This window comes from Sinosporangium siamense (assembly GCF_016863435.1).
Taxonomy (GTDB): Bacteria; Actinomycetota; Actinomycetes; order Streptosporangiales; family Streptosporangiaceae; genus Sinosporangium; species Sinosporangium siamense.
Genome location: NZ_BOOW01000020.1, coordinates 333,518 through 348,433, shown reverse-complemented (window position 1 = coordinate 348,433; position 14,916 = coordinate 333,518). Strand labels below are relative to the sequence as shown.

Annotated in this window: 13 protein-coding genes; 5 read left to right on the top strand and 8 right to left on the bottom strand. The window is 68.5% G+C overall.

Annotation, left to right across the window (positions count from 1 at the left end; translation table 11 throughout):
* Positions 1-164 precede the first annotated feature (164 nt).
* Positions 165-1,307, top strand: a complete 1,143-nt coding sequence (locus Ssi02_RS16895) for a cystathionine gamma-synthase (protein ID WP_204026502.1) — start codon at positions 165-167, stop codon at positions 1,305-1,307.
* 114 nt (positions 1,308-1,421) lie between these two features.
* Here the strand turns inward: Ssi02_RS16895 and Ssi02_RS16890 are convergent, their stop codons facing one another.
* Both Ssi02_RS16890 and Ssi02_RS16885 read right to left on the bottom strand, forming a co-directional pair.
* Entirely contained in the window at positions 1,422-1,853 is a 432-nt protein-coding gene (locus Ssi02_RS16890) for a DUF2269 family protein (RefSeq protein ID WP_204026500.1), read from the bottom strand.
* Between the two features lie 72 nt (positions 1,854-1,925).
* Complete coding sequence (locus Ssi02_RS16885) at positions 1,926-2,099, bottom strand: hypothetical protein (RefSeq protein ID WP_204026498.1); 174 nt, start codon at positions 2,097-2,099, stop codon at positions 1,926-1,928.
* 391 nt (positions 2,100-2,490) lie between these two features.
* Here Ssi02_RS16885 and Ssi02_RS16880 point away from each other — a divergent pair, with 391 nt between their 5' ends.
* A complete protein-coding gene (locus tag Ssi02_RS16880; protein ID WP_239128976.1) occupies positions 2,491-2,937 on the top strand; it encodes a DUF6292 family protein in 447 nt (148 codons plus the stop codon).
* A 152-nt stretch (positions 2,938-3,089) separates the two neighbouring features.
* Here the strand turns inward: Ssi02_RS16880 and Ssi02_RS16875 are convergent, their stop codons facing one another.
* The gene (locus Ssi02_RS16875) at positions 3,090-5,060 is read right to left on the bottom strand and encodes a vWA domain-containing protein (protein ID WP_204026494.1); all 1,971 of its coding nucleotides are present in this window, start codon (positions 5,058-5,060) and stop codon (positions 3,090-3,092) included.
* A 9-nt stretch (positions 5,061-5,069) separates the two neighbouring features.
* Positions 5,070-6,479 (bottom strand): sigma 54-interacting transcriptional regulator, encoded by a 1,410-nt coding sequence (locus Ssi02_RS16870; protein ID WP_204026492.1) that lies wholly within the window; start codon positions 6,477-6,479, stop codon positions 5,070-5,072.
* Between the two features lie 264 nt (positions 6,480-6,743).
* On the opposite strand from Ssi02_RS16870, the gene Ssi02_RS16865 reads away from it, so the two are divergent.
* The 3 genes from Ssi02_RS16865 (at position 6,744) to Ssi02_RS16855 (ending at position 9,857) form a co-directional block, all read left to right on the top strand.
* A complete protein-coding gene (locus Ssi02_RS16865; RefSeq protein WP_204026661.1) occupies positions 6,744-7,913 on the top strand; it encodes an FIST signal transduction protein in 1,170 nt (389 codons plus the stop codon).
* A gap of 92 nt (positions 7,914-8,005) precedes the next feature.
* Complete coding sequence (locus Ssi02_RS16860; protein ID WP_204026490.1) at positions 8,006-9,016, top strand: ROK family protein; 1,011 nt, start codon at positions 8,006-8,008, stop codon at positions 9,014-9,016.
* A 313-nt stretch (positions 9,017-9,329) separates the two neighbouring features.
* Complete coding sequence (locus Ssi02_RS16855; protein WP_204026488.1) at positions 9,330-9,857, top strand: pyridoxamine 5'-phosphate oxidase family protein; 528 nt, start codon at positions 9,330-9,332, stop codon at positions 9,855-9,857.
* A 300-nt stretch (positions 9,858-10,157) separates the two neighbouring features.
* Here Ssi02_RS16855 and Ssi02_RS16850 read toward each other — a convergent pair whose 3' ends face one another.
* The 4 genes from Ssi02_RS16850 to Ssi02_RS16835 all read right to left on the bottom strand — a co-directional run bounded on the left by Ssi02_RS16850 (position 10,158) and on the right by Ssi02_RS16835 (position 14,910).
* Positions 10,158-11,336 (bottom strand): ABC transporter permease, encoded by a 1,179-nt coding sequence (locus Ssi02_RS16850; RefSeq protein ID WP_204026486.1) that lies wholly within the window; start codon positions 11,334-11,336, stop codon positions 10,158-10,160.
* A gap of 146 nt (positions 11,337-11,482) precedes the next feature.
* Entirely contained in the window at positions 11,483-12,082 is a 600-nt protein-coding gene (locus Ssi02_RS16845; RefSeq protein ID WP_373870152.1) for an ABC transporter ATP-binding protein, read from the bottom strand.
* Between the two features lie 157 nt (positions 12,083-12,239).
* Positions 12,240-13,973 (bottom strand): peptidoglycan-binding protein, encoded by a 1,734-nt coding sequence (locus Ssi02_RS16840; RefSeq protein WP_239128975.1) that lies wholly within the window; start codon positions 13,971-13,973, stop codon positions 12,240-12,242.
* Positions 13,974-14,025: 52 nt separating this feature from the next.
* The gene (locus tag Ssi02_RS16835; RefSeq protein ID WP_204026481.1) at positions 14,026-14,910 is read right to left on the bottom strand and encodes a hypothetical protein; all 885 of its coding nucleotides are present in this window, start codon (positions 14,908-14,910) and stop codon (positions 14,026-14,028) included.
* Positions 14,911-14,916: the final 6 nt, after the last annotated feature.

Genomic DNA, 14,916 nt, shown 5'->3' with positions numbered 1-14,916 from the left:
ACACGCCAAGTGACCGCAGTTCACCACACCCCCTCTGACCTAGGCTGATGCCTCGGAAAGCACCCACATGCACAAGACCGAGTCGAACCGGGATCGGCTCGGTCGTCATGCACAGTCACTGGGGATCGCCGAAACGCCCCCCGGCGGGGGATAGCGTGGGCGGCATGAACAAAGGTTTCGAGACGCTAGCCATCCACGCAGGTCAGGAAGCAGACCCGCTGACCGGCGCGGTCGTGCCCCCGATCTACGCGACATCCACATACAAGCAAGACGGCGTCGGTGGCCTGCGATCCGGCTACGAATACAGCCGCTCGGCCAATCCCACGAGGACCGCACTCGAAGAGTGCCTCGCCGCCCTGGAAGGCGGTGTCCGGGGACTCGCCTTCGCCTCGGGCCTCGCCGCGGAGGACACCCTGCTGCGCGCGGTGTGCCGTCCCGGCGACCACGTGCTGATCCCGGACGACGCCTACGGCGGCACATACCGGCTCTTCGCCCGGGTGCTTGAGCGCTGGGGCCTCGCCTACACCCCGGTGCCGCTCGGCGACGTCGACGCGGTGCGCGCGGCCATGCGCCCCGAGACCAAGGTCGTCTGGGTGGAGACCCCGACCAACCCGCTGCTCGGCATCGCCGACATGGCGGCGCTCGCGCAGGTCGCCAGGGACGGCGGGGCCAGGCTGGTGGTCGACAACACGTTCGCTTCGCCGTACCTCCAGCAGCCGCTGGCCTTCGGCGCCGACGTGGTGGTGCACTCGACCACGAAATACATGGGCGGGCACTCCGACGTGGTCGGCGGCGCGCTGATCGCGGCCGACAGTGGGCTGGCCGAGGAGCTCGTCTACCACCAGAACGCCATGGGTGCGGTGGCCGGGCCGTTCGACGCGTGGCTGACGCTGCGGGGCATCAAGACCCTCGGGGTGCGCATGGACCGCCACTGCGACAACGCCGAGCGCGTGGTGGAGCTGCTTGAGGCCCACCCGAACGTGGCGTCGGTGCTCTATCCCGGGCTGTCCGGTCACCCCGGGCACGAGGTGGCCGCCAAGCAGATGAGGCGGTTCGGCGGCATGGTCTCCTTCCGGGTCGCCGGGGGAGAGGAGGCCGCGGTGGAGGTGTGCAACAGGGCGCAGTTGTTCACGCTCGGGGAGTCGCTCGGCGGGGTGGAGTCGCTGATCGAGCACCCGGGGCGCATGACGCACGCGTCGGCCGCCGGATCTCCGCTGGAGGTGCCGGGCGACCTCGTGCGGCTGTCGGTGGGCATCGAGTCGGTCGAGGATCTGCTCGCCGACCTGTCGCAGGCCCTGGCTCTGTGACAGGGCATCGAGTCGGTCGAGGATCTGCTCGCCGGCCTGTCGCAGGCCCTGTCTCTGTGACGTGCCGGCCCCGTGATCCGGTGCCGCCGAAACCAAGGGGCTGCGGGGCGGGTGTCAGAACCAGATCATCAGCACCAGGATCACCAGCCAGATCAGCGAGACAATCCCGGCGAGGGTCGCGATCCGGGCCGTCTGCACTTTGAGGTCCGCAGCTCCGGCTTCGCCGTCCGAAGGCTTCGCGGAGAGCACTCGGACGGCGCTGCGCTGATCCCGGTCGATGATCACAAGCAGGACGAGCGCCACGATGAACAAGGTCATCGAGACCGAGAGGTATGGCCGGCCCAGGGAGCTGCCGCCGAGCAGGGCGCCGAAGAGGAAGACACCGAGAGTCCCGACACCGAAGATCCGAGTGGCCCGGTGCAGGTAGCGCACCACATTGACGTCTTTTGCCCGGATATAGCGAGGGGTGGTCATGGTGGTGGCCGTGACCGGGCCGATGGTGAAAATCGCGAAGGCGATGTGGAGCCAGAGCAACACGTGCGGCATGGGCAGAGATTAGCCCCCCGGTGGTCGCACCGGGAGGCCAGGAGATGAAGTCGGGCGATTTCATTGGTCAATTCATTTGACCGCGCCCACCTCGACCTCGGTCGCGGCATGCCCGCTGAGCTGCACGGTCTCCTTATCCTCGCGCGCAACTCCAGTGCGCGAGGCCCCTGAAAGGGAACCGAGTGTCAGCTCGAAGAAGGCACTTGCTAAGCCGATCATTGTGAGAATGAAGATCGCCGCGGCCATGAAATCACTCCTCCCCGTGCCCCGACGAATTACTCATATTTGGAGATCCTTCCCCTACTTATGACGCCTCTACCGCTGAAATGGTTGCCGGTTCTTGTGGACTTCTATGCGGAGACTTTTATGATCATGACCGCATCGTGAATTAGGTCGTGCCCGGCATCTATGGCGATCATGCGGAATCCGGGCTCTGGCGCATGATGCCGATCATGGTCGGAAGGTGCGCCTATCACGGCCCGGCGGACGATGGTGGGAGGCTTCATTGTGAAACACGTCACGAGCACCCCGGGGCTGTGGGTAGTATCGCGGCTGGCTCATTACTCGGTGTGCTGACTCGGGGTGCAACGCGAGCAACGAGGCCGGATCCTGATCGCTGAAGCTCAAAGGGGTGCTAATGGTGGCCGTGAGATACGTCGAGCCATACACCGATGAGTGGCTGACCCAGCCCGCCTTCTATCTGCTCCAGGTCGTCGAGACCCTCGGCGTCGATGTCGTCGACTGGTGGGCGGGACCCTTCGATCCACGCGAGGCGACCCTTCGCATGGTCGACGGGAACGCCTTGGTGTGGGATGAGGAGAGCGGTTGGCGGCTTGGCCGACTCATCGCCGGTGAGCGTGGCCTGAGGTCTGTGCTCACCGATGTCCGCTATCTCGGAGGCGGCCTGCTGCCGCGACCCGACCGCGTGCCGGAGGCCCTGGCCGACGCGCGCCGCGGCATCGGCGGCAGCACTGCCTTCAGACCGTGCTATCGGTCATATCGCCACCGCCGTGACGGCTTCGACATGGCCCTGAGCGAATACGTGTTGAGTTCCGCGGGAGCGATGGCCCCCGTTCGCATGTGACGCCCCGCCGCCGGGGTGACCTTTACCCCGGCGGTCGGATCGAGGACCCGCCACCCCCATGGGCCAATGCTGCCCCGCCCACCGCCGGTCGTGCCGGCCTCGGGTCGTGCCGGCCTCGGGTCGTGCCAGCCTCGGGTCGTGCCAGCCTCGGGTCAGTGGCCGCGGCGGGTGCGGAGGAAGTCGTTGACGACATACTCCCCCAGCCGGTCGGCACTCGGGGAGAAGACTCGGCCCCCGTTGCGCCGGGCCACGTCGTTGACGAACCCGACGAGGCGTTCGTCGTCCGCCAGCATGAAGACGTTGATCGTCGCCTTGCGCCGGGTCATCTTGTCCACCTCGGCCAAGGTGAGCTGAAGCGTCTCGGGCGAGGGTGGCCACGCGAAGGCACACTGGCCGTTGCGCATGAGGTGTGCGGTCGGTTCGCCGTCGGTGACCATGAGCACCACCGGCTCGAAGTCGGGGTGCCGGTCGAGGTGGCGGCCCGCGATCAAGAGCGCGTGGTGCAGGTTGGTGCCTTGGACCATGTCCCAGTCGAGGCCGGCGAGCTCGTCGGCCAGCAGCACGCGGGCATAGTTCGAAAAACCGATGATCTGCACGGCGTCCTGCGGGAACCTCGTGGACACCAGGGCCTGCAGGGCCAGCGCGGTCTGCTTGGCGGCGGCCCAGGTGCCGCGCAGCGCCATGGAGTAGGACAGGTCCACGAGCAGGCACACGGCTGCCGCGGTGCGCCGTTCGGTCTCGGCCACCTCGAAGTCGTCCACGGTGAGCCGCACCTCGGCTCCGCCGGGGCGCGGGCGCACCGCGCCTCGCCGCACTCCGTTGACGACGGTGCGCACCACGTCGAGCGGCTGCTCGTCGCCGTAGTGCCAGGGCCGTGACGCGCCGGTGAGCTCGCCCGCCGCGCCCGCGTCGTGCTGCTCGCGGTCGCCGCGGCGGCCCGCCGACATCGAGGTGAAGATGCGGCGGAGCGCGGTTTCGCCGAGGCGGCGCACGGCCTTGGGGGTGAGCTCCAGTTTGCCGCGCCGGCGGCGGAGGTAGCCCTGCCGTTCGAGCTCCCTTTCGATCTGGCGCAGCGTGTTGAGGTCGTCGACGGCCGACCTGCCGAGGGCCCGCCGTACGGCTTCCTCGTCGATGTCGTCGAGGGTCGCGCCCGGGTAGTCGAGGCGCAGGGCGGCTTCGAGGCCGCTCAGGTCGGCGAGTTCCTCGATGGCGGTGACGGCGTCGGACATGCCGAGGGGGGTGTCGCCGGAGAGCCGTTCCGGGGTGTCCCAGACCAGATCGGGCCGTCTGCGCAGGAGGGCGTCGCCGAGGCGGCGCATCTGCTCGCCGAGGCCGCTGTGTTCGAGGGTCTCGGCCATGAGGGCGGAGAGTTCGGCTCGCTGCCTCGGGGTGAGGGAGGCGAGCATCCGCTGGGTGGCGGCGGCACGGCGGGCAAGGAGATCGACCAGCTCCTCAAGATTCTTCGGCTTACCGCCCAAGAGGTCGCCATATTTCTCAAAAAACCGGGCAAAGTCTTCTTGGGTATGCTCGCCGCGGGCGTCCCGGTCGAGCATCTCGTTGAGCTCGGCGATCATGTCCCGCACCCGCGCCAGCACCGCCGGGTCCGGATTGGTGAGCGAGTCCCGCAGTCCGTGGAACTGACTGTCCAGCACCTCGCTGCGCAAAAGGTCGCGTAGCTCCTCGAACGCCTGCCGCGCCTCCTCCGACCGCCACCGATAGGACGCCAGCTCCCTGATCGCGCCCGCCGTGTCGTCCGGCAGGTTGTCGAGCTCGGCCAGCCGCAGCCGCGTCTCGTCGTCAAGCTCGCCGGGCGGCCCGGCGAGCTCCGCCCGCTCAAGGTCCAGGGCCCGGTCCAGCAACTCGCGCGCCCGCTCCAGGGTGCCGGAAAGGCGCCCGCTCTCGCGCAGCTCGGCCCGGCGCCGCCGTACCTCCGCCAGCATCCCGGCCAGCCCCCGGCGCTCCCCGGTGCCGGGCAGCCCCCGCTTGAGCAGGTCGCGCAGGGCGTGCACCGGGGTCGAGCCGGCCAGGATGGCGTCGCCCATCTCGTCCAGCGCCGCCCGCACGTCGTACGGCGGAGCCAACGGGTCGGGCCCGTCGTGATAGCGGCTATAGCGGTAGGACATCTCCCTGGATCACGTCCGATAGGTCATGACGCCGTCAACGTCGTCCTTGGACAGGCGACGGGTGAGGAACAGGCCCTCCAGGGCGAACTCCACCGCCGCCGCGGCGTGGCCGGGAGATTCGTCCCCCTCGCCCATGCCGACCCCCGCCATGATCTTCGACAGCCCCGCCACGGTGCCGACCCGCCGCAACAACTCGGCGGCCGGGACCAGCTCCCCGGACTCCACCTGCCCGCCGTCGGTGAACTTCTCCAGAAGCGGCACGAGGTCGGTGCCGCCGAGCGTGCTGCGGAAGGTCTCCGCCGTGGCCCGGCGCAGGAGATGGGCGAGGATCTCCGTCTCGCGCCCTTCCTCGCTCACCTCGAACTCCACTTTTCCGCGCAATGTGTGGACGATGCCTGGTAGGTCGCAGATGCGGGCCACCGCATGCTCCTCACCGGCCAGCGCCGCCCGCCGTACGGCGGAAGCCGAGGCGGTCTCGGCGGCCGCGACGGCGAAGCGTGCCGACACGCCCGACCGCGCGTCCACGGCGGTGGACTCCCGGACCAGCCGGGTGAACCTCGCGATCACGTCGACGAGATGGCCGGGCAGGTCGGAGCCGAGGCCGTTCCAGTCGAGCCTGGCCTCCTGCCGGATCAGCCGGAGCTCGGCGGCCAGGTCGAGCGGGTAGTGGGTGCGGATCTCCGCGCCGAAGCGGTCCTTGAGCGGGGTGATGATGCGTCCCCGGTTGGTGTAGTCCTCCGGGTTGGCGCTGGCGATCAGCAGCAGGTCCAGGGGGAGGCGCAGGCTATAGCCCCTGACCTGCACATCCCGCTCCTCCAGCACGTTGAGCAGGGACACCTGGATGCGCTCGGCGAGGTCGGGCAGCTCGTTGACCGAGAAGACGCCGCGGTTGCTGCGGGGCACAAGCCCGTAGTGCACGGTCTCGGGGTCGCCGAGGGTGCGTCCCTCGGCGATCTTGATCGGGTCGACGTCGCCGATCAGGTCGCCCACGGAGGTGTCGGGGGTGGCGAGTTTCTCGCAGTAGCGTTCGTCCCGGTGGCGCCAGGAGATCGGGAGGTCGTCCCCCGCCTCGGCGGCCAGACGCACGCATCGTACGCAGACCGGGGCGTAGGGGTGGTCGTTGATCTCGCATTTCTCGACGACCGGCGTCCACTCGTCGAGCAGTCCCGCTATCGTGCGGATCAACCGGGTCTTGCCCTGCCCTCTCTCTCCCAGCAAAACCAGGTCGTGTCCGGCCAGAAGCGCTCGCTCCAGGCGGGGGAGCACGGTGTCGTCGAAGCCGACTATTCCCGGGAACCTCGATTCCCCGGCGCGCAACCTGGCCAGGAGGTTTTCGCGGATCTCCGCCTTGACCGTGCGGTGGACATGGCCGCTCTCACGCAACTCACGCAGAGTGCGGGCTCCGGGCGTTTGATGCACGTGATTGAGACTACGTGGCTATCGCCGGATCTGGCAGCCTGATTGGCATTGCGCCTTTTCATGCCGTCCACTGGGGCACCGCTGGAAGTGCCCTCATCTCACCTCATACGTTGCCATACCCAGCAGATATGAAAAATGCTCATTCGAGGCGTCTGCGGATCTTGACCATTGCGTGACCCTTGGGAAGCGTGCAAGTCCCCCAAGTGGGGAGAATCGGGCCAAGAGGGCTACCTTCGTCGGAGGAGGCGAGTACATGTGGCATTGATGACAAGCCGCTTCGCCGACGGTCTCGCGACTGGACCCGATCTTGAGTCTGCGGCCGAATCGGCGGTACGGCAGGCCGTATCCGGCCTTAGCGGTCCCCCTGACCTCGTGTGTTTCTTCGTCTGCGGCGACGACCCAGACGACGTGGTCAGAGCGGGACAGCGGGCCATGCGGTGTGCCCCCGGAGCCAACATCATCGGATGCAGCGCCACGGGGGTGATCGGCGACGGCCAGGGAGTCGAACTGACCCCCTCGGTGAGCGCCTGGGCGGCCACCCTCGAAGGCGCGCGGCTGACGACGTTCGCGCTCGACACCATGCGCGCGAACGAGCGTTACGTCGTCGTCGGCCTGCCCGACCGCGACCCCGACGACCGGGTCGCGATCCTGCTGGCCGACCCTTACACCTTCCCGACCGACGCCTTCGTCGAGCGCTCCTCCGAGGTGCTCGGCGAACTGCCGCTCATCGGCGGCATGGCCAACGGTCTCCAGGGCAGGGGCTCGGTCCGGCTGTTCGCCGACGGCGAGGTCTACAACGAGGGGGCCGTCGGCGTCATGCTCAGCGGCCCCATGAACGTCAGCACCGTGGTCAGCCAGGGCTGCCGGCCCATCGGCCCCACGATGGTGGTCACCAGGGCCGAGGAGAACCTCCTCCTCGAACTGGCCGGGCAACCCGCGCTCGCCAGGCTGGAAGAGATCGTCAGCGCGCTCGACGAAGACGACCGCGAACTCGTCGCCTCCGGGCTGCAGATCGGCCTGGCCATGGACGAATACGCCGAACGGCACGAACGGGGTGACTTCCTGATCCGCGGCGTCCTCGGCATCGACCCCGAACGCGAAGCCGTCGCGATCGGCGACGTCGTGGAGATCGGCAGGACCGTGCGCTTCCAAGTGCGCGACGCGGCGGCCGCCGACGAGGACATCTACCAACTGCTCGAAGCGCACCAGGAGGAATTCGGGGGAGTGGACGGCGCGCTGCTGTTCTCCTGCAACGGCAGAGGATCGTCCATGTTCGGCAGCTCGGACCACGACGCCATGGCCCTGCGCGACACGCTCGGCCCCGTCGGCGTCGCTGGATTCTTCGCCGCAGGGGAGGTCGGACCCGTGGGCGGGCACAATCATGTGCATGCCTTCACCGCGTCCATCCTGGTCTTCTCCTCACCTCGGCGCTGAGACGGCACCGGCCCCGTGAAAAGACCTATGCGACGACCTAGGCGACAGGGCCGGCCCGGCGTGGTCCGGGGTGCCGTCGGTGAGGACTACCGGTGACACCCTCCTCAGCAGTGCTCGCCATCGATATCGGGGGCACCAAGTTCGCCGCCGCGATCGTCGCCCCCGACGGCGAGATCCACCGTGCCGGCCGCATCGCCACACCCCCGACCGCCGACGCCGACGAACTCTGGCACACCCTCTCCAGCCTGATCGACCACATCTGCGAAGGCGAAAGCGTCAGCGGCGTCGGGATCGGCTGCGGCGGGCCCATGACCTGGCCCGGCGGTGAGGTGTCCCCCCTCAACATGGCGGGCTGGCGCAGATTCCCGCTGCGGGCACAGCTCGCCGTGCGATTCCCCGGCGTGCCGGTCCGCATCCACAACGACGCCATCTGCGTCGCCGTCGCCGAACACTGGCGCGGCGCCGGCAAAGGCACCCGCAACATGCTCGGCATGGTCGTCTCCACCGGCGTCGGCGGCGGCCTCATCCTCGGCGACCGCGTCATCGACGGCGGCACCGGCAACGCCGGCCACATCGGCCACGTCATCGTCGAACCCGAAGGACCCGCCTGCGGCTGCGGCGGCCGCGGCTGCCTCGAAGCCGTCGCCCGCGGCCCCGCCGTCGCCGCCTGGGCCCTCGACCACGGCTGGCGCCCCGTCACCCCCGAGATCCACGACGACGCCTACCGCGAATACGGCTCCGCCACAGCCCGCCGCCTCGCCGCCGACGCCCTCATCGGCGACGAGATCGCCCTGGCCGCCATGGCCCGCGCCGGCCACGCACTCGGCCTCGCCATCGCCTCCGCCACCCACCTGTGCGACCTCGACCTCGTCACCATCGGCGGCGGCGTCTCCCAGGCCGGAGCCCCCCTGTTCGGCCCCCTGGAGGTCACCCTCCGCGAACACGCCCGCATGGACTTCTCCCGCCGCCTCCACGTCGTCCCCGCCGCCCTCGGCCAGGACGCCGGCCTCGTCGGCGCGGCGGCCCTGGTTCTCGCGGGCGACCGGTATTGGTCTCCCGGCGACGGGCCTTGGTCATCCGGCGACGGGTCCCCGGGCGAGTAGGGCCCGCCCTGTTGTTAGTTCTGCCCGTCGTGAGTTCTGCCCGTCGTGAGTTCAAGGGACACGAGATTTACGGCTGGCGCCAGACCCTTGGCCGCCTCCTCGGGGGCCGGGTGAGTTTGGGGGCTGATGATCGTCGTCTTGTGCGGCTTCCGGGACAAGACCGAAGAAGGAACGCCGACCAGGGGCCCGGCGGCGTCCGCGGGACGGGTGAGAAAACATGACACAAGACGTCGGGTTTTACAGCAACTATGGATTCCCCGGTCGGCACGGATGTGGGTGTGGACCGGAGCCTCATGGATAGACAAGGACCTCAATGCGCGAAACGCCCGAAGAGCTCAAGGAGCTTCAGGATCTCCTCGAAGCCTCCCTTTCCAGCTCCACCTCGCACCTCCGCTCGATCGTCACCGAGAACACTCTGACCGCGGAGCAGGTCACCCGGGTCCTGACCGGCATGTGCACTCTCGCCCTGTCCACCGTGACGGCGAAGGGCGAACCGCGGATCAGCGGTGTGGACGGGCACTTCCTCCACGGAAAGTGGTGCTTCGGCACGGCGCGCGACGCCGCCAAGGCCCGCCATCTCGCCGCCCGTCCCGCCGCCAGTGCCGCGCACATGCGCGGGGAGGACCTGGGCGTGTTCACGCACGGCACGGTGGAGATCCTCAACCCCCAGCACGGCGAGCCGGCCGCGGACTGGCCTTACCTGCGCGCCTACTTCAAGGACTTCTACGGCGACGACTCCTTCGACTGGGACAACGATGTGGTCTACTACCGGCTGCATCCGCACTGGATGACCGTCTACGCCCCCGACGTAGACAAGCTCACCGCGGTGTCCAGGTCCTGATTCCGGGTAACGGGCCGCGCCGAGTCTCGCGGTCGACCAGCGCCGTCTGACAGCGTCGTCTAGCAGCGCCGAGCCGTCTAGCAGCGCCGACTGACAGCGCCGACTGACAGCGCCCGTTAAAACCCGCGGCGACCCCGGTTCACGGTCGCGACCGGCCTCTGGCACCGGCCCCTGGGAGGGGGAGGCCGAGAGGTCAACACACTGTTCTCTTGGCCCCCTTTGCCCGCGCCACTTTCCGGTGTCGTCTGCTTGGTGGGATGAACTACGTCAGATGTCTGGCTTCCGCCGTACGTGGTGGGGTCAGCGGAGGGCGTCGACCGGTTCCATGCGGGCGGCGCGCAACGCCGGGTAGAGGCCGGCGAGGAGGCCCACAACGGCACCTGCGACGGGGGCGAGCAGGGCCAGTTGGAGGTCGAGGACGGGGGTCCACTCGCGGATGGCGGACACCGCGACCACCGCCACCACGCCCACGCTCGTGCCGATCACGCCCCCGGTCAGGCCGATCAGGGTCGACTCCAGCAGGAACTGCCCCGCTATGTGCCGCCGGGCGGCGCCGAGGGAGCGGCGCAGGCCGATCTCGGCGACGCGTTCCATCACCGTGACGAGGGTGACGTTCGCGATGCCGACCGCGCCCACGACGAGCGAGACCAGCCCGAGGATCAGGAACAGGCTGTTGACGTCGCTCTCCACGCCCTCCTTGGCCCGTTTGGGGCTGGGCGGGGCGGCGACGTGAAGCTCGGGGGCGCGGTTCGGGCTGAGGGCCGTGGGCACTTGCTTGGCGATCATGTCGGCCGCGCCGAGGGAGGTGTTGATCAGCACACGGGACACGTGACGAATATCGAAGTCGGCGCCGACCGAGCGGGGCACGATGACCGCCGATCCCAGGATCTGCTCGCGCCGCAGATCGCCGAGGATGCCGATCACGGTATATGCGCGTCCGCCGATGAACACGGCGGGTGCCTTCTCCAGCCCGGAGATCTTGAGCAGTTTCGCCGCCTGCTCACCCAGCACGGCCACCCGTTCGCCGCGCCGGTCGTGGCCGTCATCGAAGAACCTCCCCTTGACCATGCGGCCCTTGGCGGCCGTCGGCAGGTCCGGCGTGGCGGCCAGCACGGTCATGCTCTGCTCGCTCACCGCCGTCGGATCCACCAGGTTGTTGGCCTTGACCGCGAGGTTGGTGCTCTTGTCCGTCTGGGCGATGGCCGCGACCGAGGTGACGCCCCGCAAACGGGTGAGCTCCGCCGGGGCCTTCCAGGTGACCAGGGGGTTCTTCTTGTCCTGGGGCACGTCGACGCTGATCGTGGTGACGGTCAGCTCGTCGAAGCGGCCGACGATCTGGTTGCCCGCAGTGGCGGCGATGCCCATGGTGATGACAAGCGTGGTGATGCCGAGCACGGTGCCGAGCGTGGTCAGAGCAGAACGCACCGGGCGCGCCAGCACCCCGGCGAGCGCCTCCGCCCACAGATCACGCGGGTCCATGCTCGACGCACGAACGGTCTTCGCCGCCGCGGACCGACGCCTCGCCCTGGACCGGGGCTCGCTCGACCTGGGCTCTGTCGAGCCGGGTTCTGTCGACCTGGGCGCTGCGCCCGCCGGCTCCGCGTCCACCGAACGGTGTGGAGGCATCAGTGCTCCTCGGTGAGGACGCCGTCGCTGATCCGGACCCGGCGCTGCGCACGCGTGCTCACCTGGTCCTCGTGAGTGATCACGACGAGCGTCATGCCCTGGTCTCGCAGCGAGTCGAACAGGTCGAGCACCGCGTCGGTGTTGCGGGTGTCGAGGTTGCCGGTGGGTTCGTCGCAGAGCAGCAGGGACGGCGAGCCCATCAGCGCCCGGGCGATGGCGACACGTTGCCGCTCGCCACCGGACAGCCGGTTGGGCAGAAACTGCACCCGATGCCCCATGCCGACCTGCTCCAACGCGTCGATCGCCCGCTTCCGGCGATGACGCCGATCCCTCCCGCCGTACACCTCGGCCAGCATTACGTTCTCCACCACGCTGCGCTGGGGAAGCAGGTGAAAGGACTGGTAGATGAAGCCGATGCGGCTGCCACGCAACCAGGTGCGTTGTTTGTCCTTGAGCTTGGTGGTCTCGATGCCGTCGAGCAGATAACTGCCGCTCGTGGGGCGGTCGAGGAGGCCAAGAGTGTTGAGCAGGGTGGACTTCCCAGACCCCGAAGGGCCCACGATGGCCAGATAGTCACCCTGCCCAACGATCAGCGACACCTTCGACAGGGCGTATACCGGTGGGTCCGAGGGGAAGACCCGGCTGACGTCCTGAAGGCGAATGACCTCGGTTGAACTTCCACGATGCGCTGTTGGGTCGTGCGGAGTCGAGCCACGGGGTGCTGTGTTGTGCAATATCGACTCAAGTGGTGTTTTCTCACGCATTCCCGACCACGACCCGGTCGCCCTCTTTGAGGTCCGCTGAGTTCACCGGGGTGATCTCCACGTCCCCGTCCGCAGTGAGCCCGGTGCGGACCTCGACCTCCTTGGTCTTGTCCGTACTCGTCTCCACCTGCACCCGCGGCTTGCCGTCGGCCGAGGTCACGACCGCCGCGACCGGCACCGTGAGCACGGGCTCGTCGGTCTCGCCCACGGAGATGCGTACGGTGACCGGTGTGCCGACGAGTGCCCGCAGCCCCTTGGTCGTCGTCGGGGTGAGCAGCACGGGCTCGGCGCCGATGGCCGGCTCCTCGTTCTGCTCCCCCTTGGGCTTGTCCTCGCCACTGTCGATGCGGGCCCTCGCGCCGATGGCGGTGACCTTCGCGGGGAACGTTCGCCCGTCGCCGGTCTCCATGGTGGCCGACAGGCCCACCTTGAGCAGCTTCGCCTCGGCGACGTCGACCGAACCGGTGATGGCGAAGGACGAACTGGTCACCGTCGCCACCTTGCTCTCCACGACCGCGCCAGCTTTGACCTCCACCTTGTCAATCCGTGCCGGAAGCGTGGGGAGGAAGACGATCTCGCCGGGGGGCAGGCTGATGCCGTGCGTCTTGAGCTGTTCGCCCAGCAACCGCCGGGCGTCGGCCAGGCTCTGCTGGGCATTGCTCACCTTCAGGCGTTGAGGGGAGAGTCTGCGGGCGTTGCGCAGGTCGCGCTCGGCGGCGAGGAACGCCTCGTCCGCTGTGCGCAGCGCCTTACGCTGCTCTTCCAGCAGTTTGTCCCGGGTCAGGGTCTGCTGCTCGCTGTAGTTCACGAGGGCGGCGTTCGCCTCGTCCAGGCTTTGGCGGGCGTTGTCGACCTTGAGCTGGAGCAGGCGCTTGTCGTCTTCCGGCTTGGCCGCCGCGAGCGCCTGCTCGGCCTCATGCAGGCTTTCCTCGGCGGTGCGGATGGCGGCCTGCATCGTGCCGATCTTCTCCCGGTCCTCGGGCGTCTCGTTGGTGCTCCGCGTGCGCTGGAGCGCCTTCTGCGCGAGCTCCAGATCTCTGCGGGCGTTGTCGTATTTGATCTTCAAAAGGTAGAGGTCGCGGCCCTCGTCGAGCGCCTTCTTCTCGCTGAGCAGGGTCTCCTCGGCGATGCGTACACTGCGCCGCAGATCGTCGATGGATCGCTGCGCGTCAAGCGACGGCTCCTGCGCCTTGTAGCCGCGCTTGGCATACCAGTTCTTCAGAGCGGTGGCCGTCGCCTGGTCGAAGGTGCCCGACGTCGGGCTGCCGAACCCGAGCCGGCGCAGCGCACGCTGGAGTTGCCGCACGTCGGCGCCGGAGGTGCCGAGCGTGATGGTGCGGTGCATCGGCACCTTCCCCCGCAAGGTGAACACCGGGCGGCCGTTGACCTCCATCATCACCGACCCCTCGCGGACCCGGCCCACCCGCGGCGCGCGCGTGACCCGCTGTGCCTCACCTGCGGCGCTGGTCGACGCCGTGCCGGTGCCCACCACGCCGCCGAGGGTGACGGGCAGCGGCGAGCCGTAGGCCAGGGTGCCGCTCACCGCGACGGTGCTGGTGAGCTTCTTCCGCTCGACGGCCACCGTGATCAGCGACGGGGGCGGCGGTTTGCGGGAGGCGGCCTCGTCGGCGGGCGACCGCAGTTGGTTGCCGACGAGCCAGCCACCCCCCGCGATGAGCAGGACCCCGCCCACGACGAGGGCCAGGATCCGCTTGGGGGATTTCACCGTGATTCCTTGGAGGTTTCCGTGGATTTCTTATCCCGAGTGGAGCCGGCGCTTACCATGTGAACCCGGTGTCCAGGTCGTTTGCCTGGCGCACTTGGTTTGTGACGTCCAAGTTCTTCGGCAGATAGGCGGCGTAGAAGTCCTTGCCGCACTCCAGGTCGTCGAGCGCGTCCTTGATCTCCCGCGTCAGAGCGGCTCTGGCCTGCTCCGGCGCGAGTTTCCTGGGCCCGCCGGCCTTCATCGCCTCCAGGGTGTGACCGAGCGCCTCCGCCCGCTCACCAAAGAAGTGGTTCTCCCCCCGAGTCGCGATCTCCGTTGGTTTGAGGGAGGCGACCTCGTATCCCCTGCCCTTCATGCATTCGCCGAACTTCTGGGCCGACTGGACCAGGGCGGTGTCGCCGTCGAGGGAACGGTCCCTCGCGCTCTTGATCGCGGTGGCCTGCGACTCGAGAACGTCGTCGTAGTTCGACACCTTCATCCCGAGCACGGATTTGGCCGCCTCCACGGAGCATGCCTCCTGGGCATTCCTGTGTGCGGTCCGCTGCGTGGTCGACAGGCTCGCCACGATTTTGTCGTTGGGATTCGCCGACGTGCTCTCGGCGCTCAACTCATCGGGGTAGACCTCGTGGGCGAAGGCGCCGTAGCCGTACTTCGACCGGTGTTTCTTCATGGTCTCGTAGTCGCCGGACTTCATCTTCCGCTCCTCCTCGCTTTTGACGAGGGGACGCGCGTATGCGATGTACTTGAAGCCCTTTTCCTTCATGCAGCCGACGAGGTGGCTTTGCACGAGCTGCTGTCTGTCCTGGCCTGCGGCAGGCGCCCCTTCGCTCGCGGGCGCGCCCGCGGGGGCGGCGGTGTTCCGCTCGCCCTGCCCGCCGCAGCCGGCGAGTGCGGCGAGGGAAAGCGCGAGGATTCCGGTATATAGCCGTGCGGACATGAAACA

What these genes read in the sequence shown, in the direction of transcription:
- Ssi02_RS16880 (WP_239128976.1), top strand. Translation starts at nt 2,491, where the DNA reads ATGGTGGCCGTGAGATACGTCGAGCCATACACCGATGAGTGGCTGACC.
- Ssi02_RS16855 (WP_204026488.1), top strand. Translation starts at nt 9,330, where the DNA reads ATGCGCGAAACGCCCGAAGAGCTCAAGGAGCTTCAGGATCTCCTCGAA.
- Ssi02_RS16865 (WP_204026661.1), top strand. Translation starts at nt 6,744, where the DNA reads ATGACAAGCCGCTTCGCCGACGGTCTCGCGACTGGACCCGATCTTGAG.
- Ssi02_RS16875 (WP_204026494.1), bottom strand. Translation starts at nt 5,060, where the DNA reads ATGTCCTACCGCTATAGCCGCTATCACGACGGGCCCGACCCGTTGGCT.
- Ssi02_RS16850 (WP_204026486.1), bottom strand. Translation starts at nt 11,336, where the DNA reads ATGGACCCGCGTGATCTGTGGGCGGAGGCGCTCGCCGGGGTGCTGGCG.
- Ssi02_RS16890 (WP_204026500.1), bottom strand. Translation starts at nt 1,853, where the DNA reads ATGCCGCACGTGTTGCTCTGGCTCCACATCGCCTTCGCGATTTTCACC.
- Ssi02_RS16885 (WP_204026498.1), bottom strand. Translation starts at nt 2,099, where the DNA reads ATGGCCGCGGCGATCTTCATTCTCACAATGATCGGCTTAGCAAGTGCC.
- Ssi02_RS16835 (WP_204026481.1), bottom strand. Translation starts at nt 14,910, where the DNA reads ATGTCCGCACGGCTATATACCGGAATCCTCGCGCTTTCCCTCGCCGCA.
- Ssi02_RS16895 (WP_204026502.1), top strand. Translation starts at nt 165, where the DNA reads ATGAACAAAGGTTTCGAGACGCTAGCCATCCACGCAGGTCAGGAAGCA.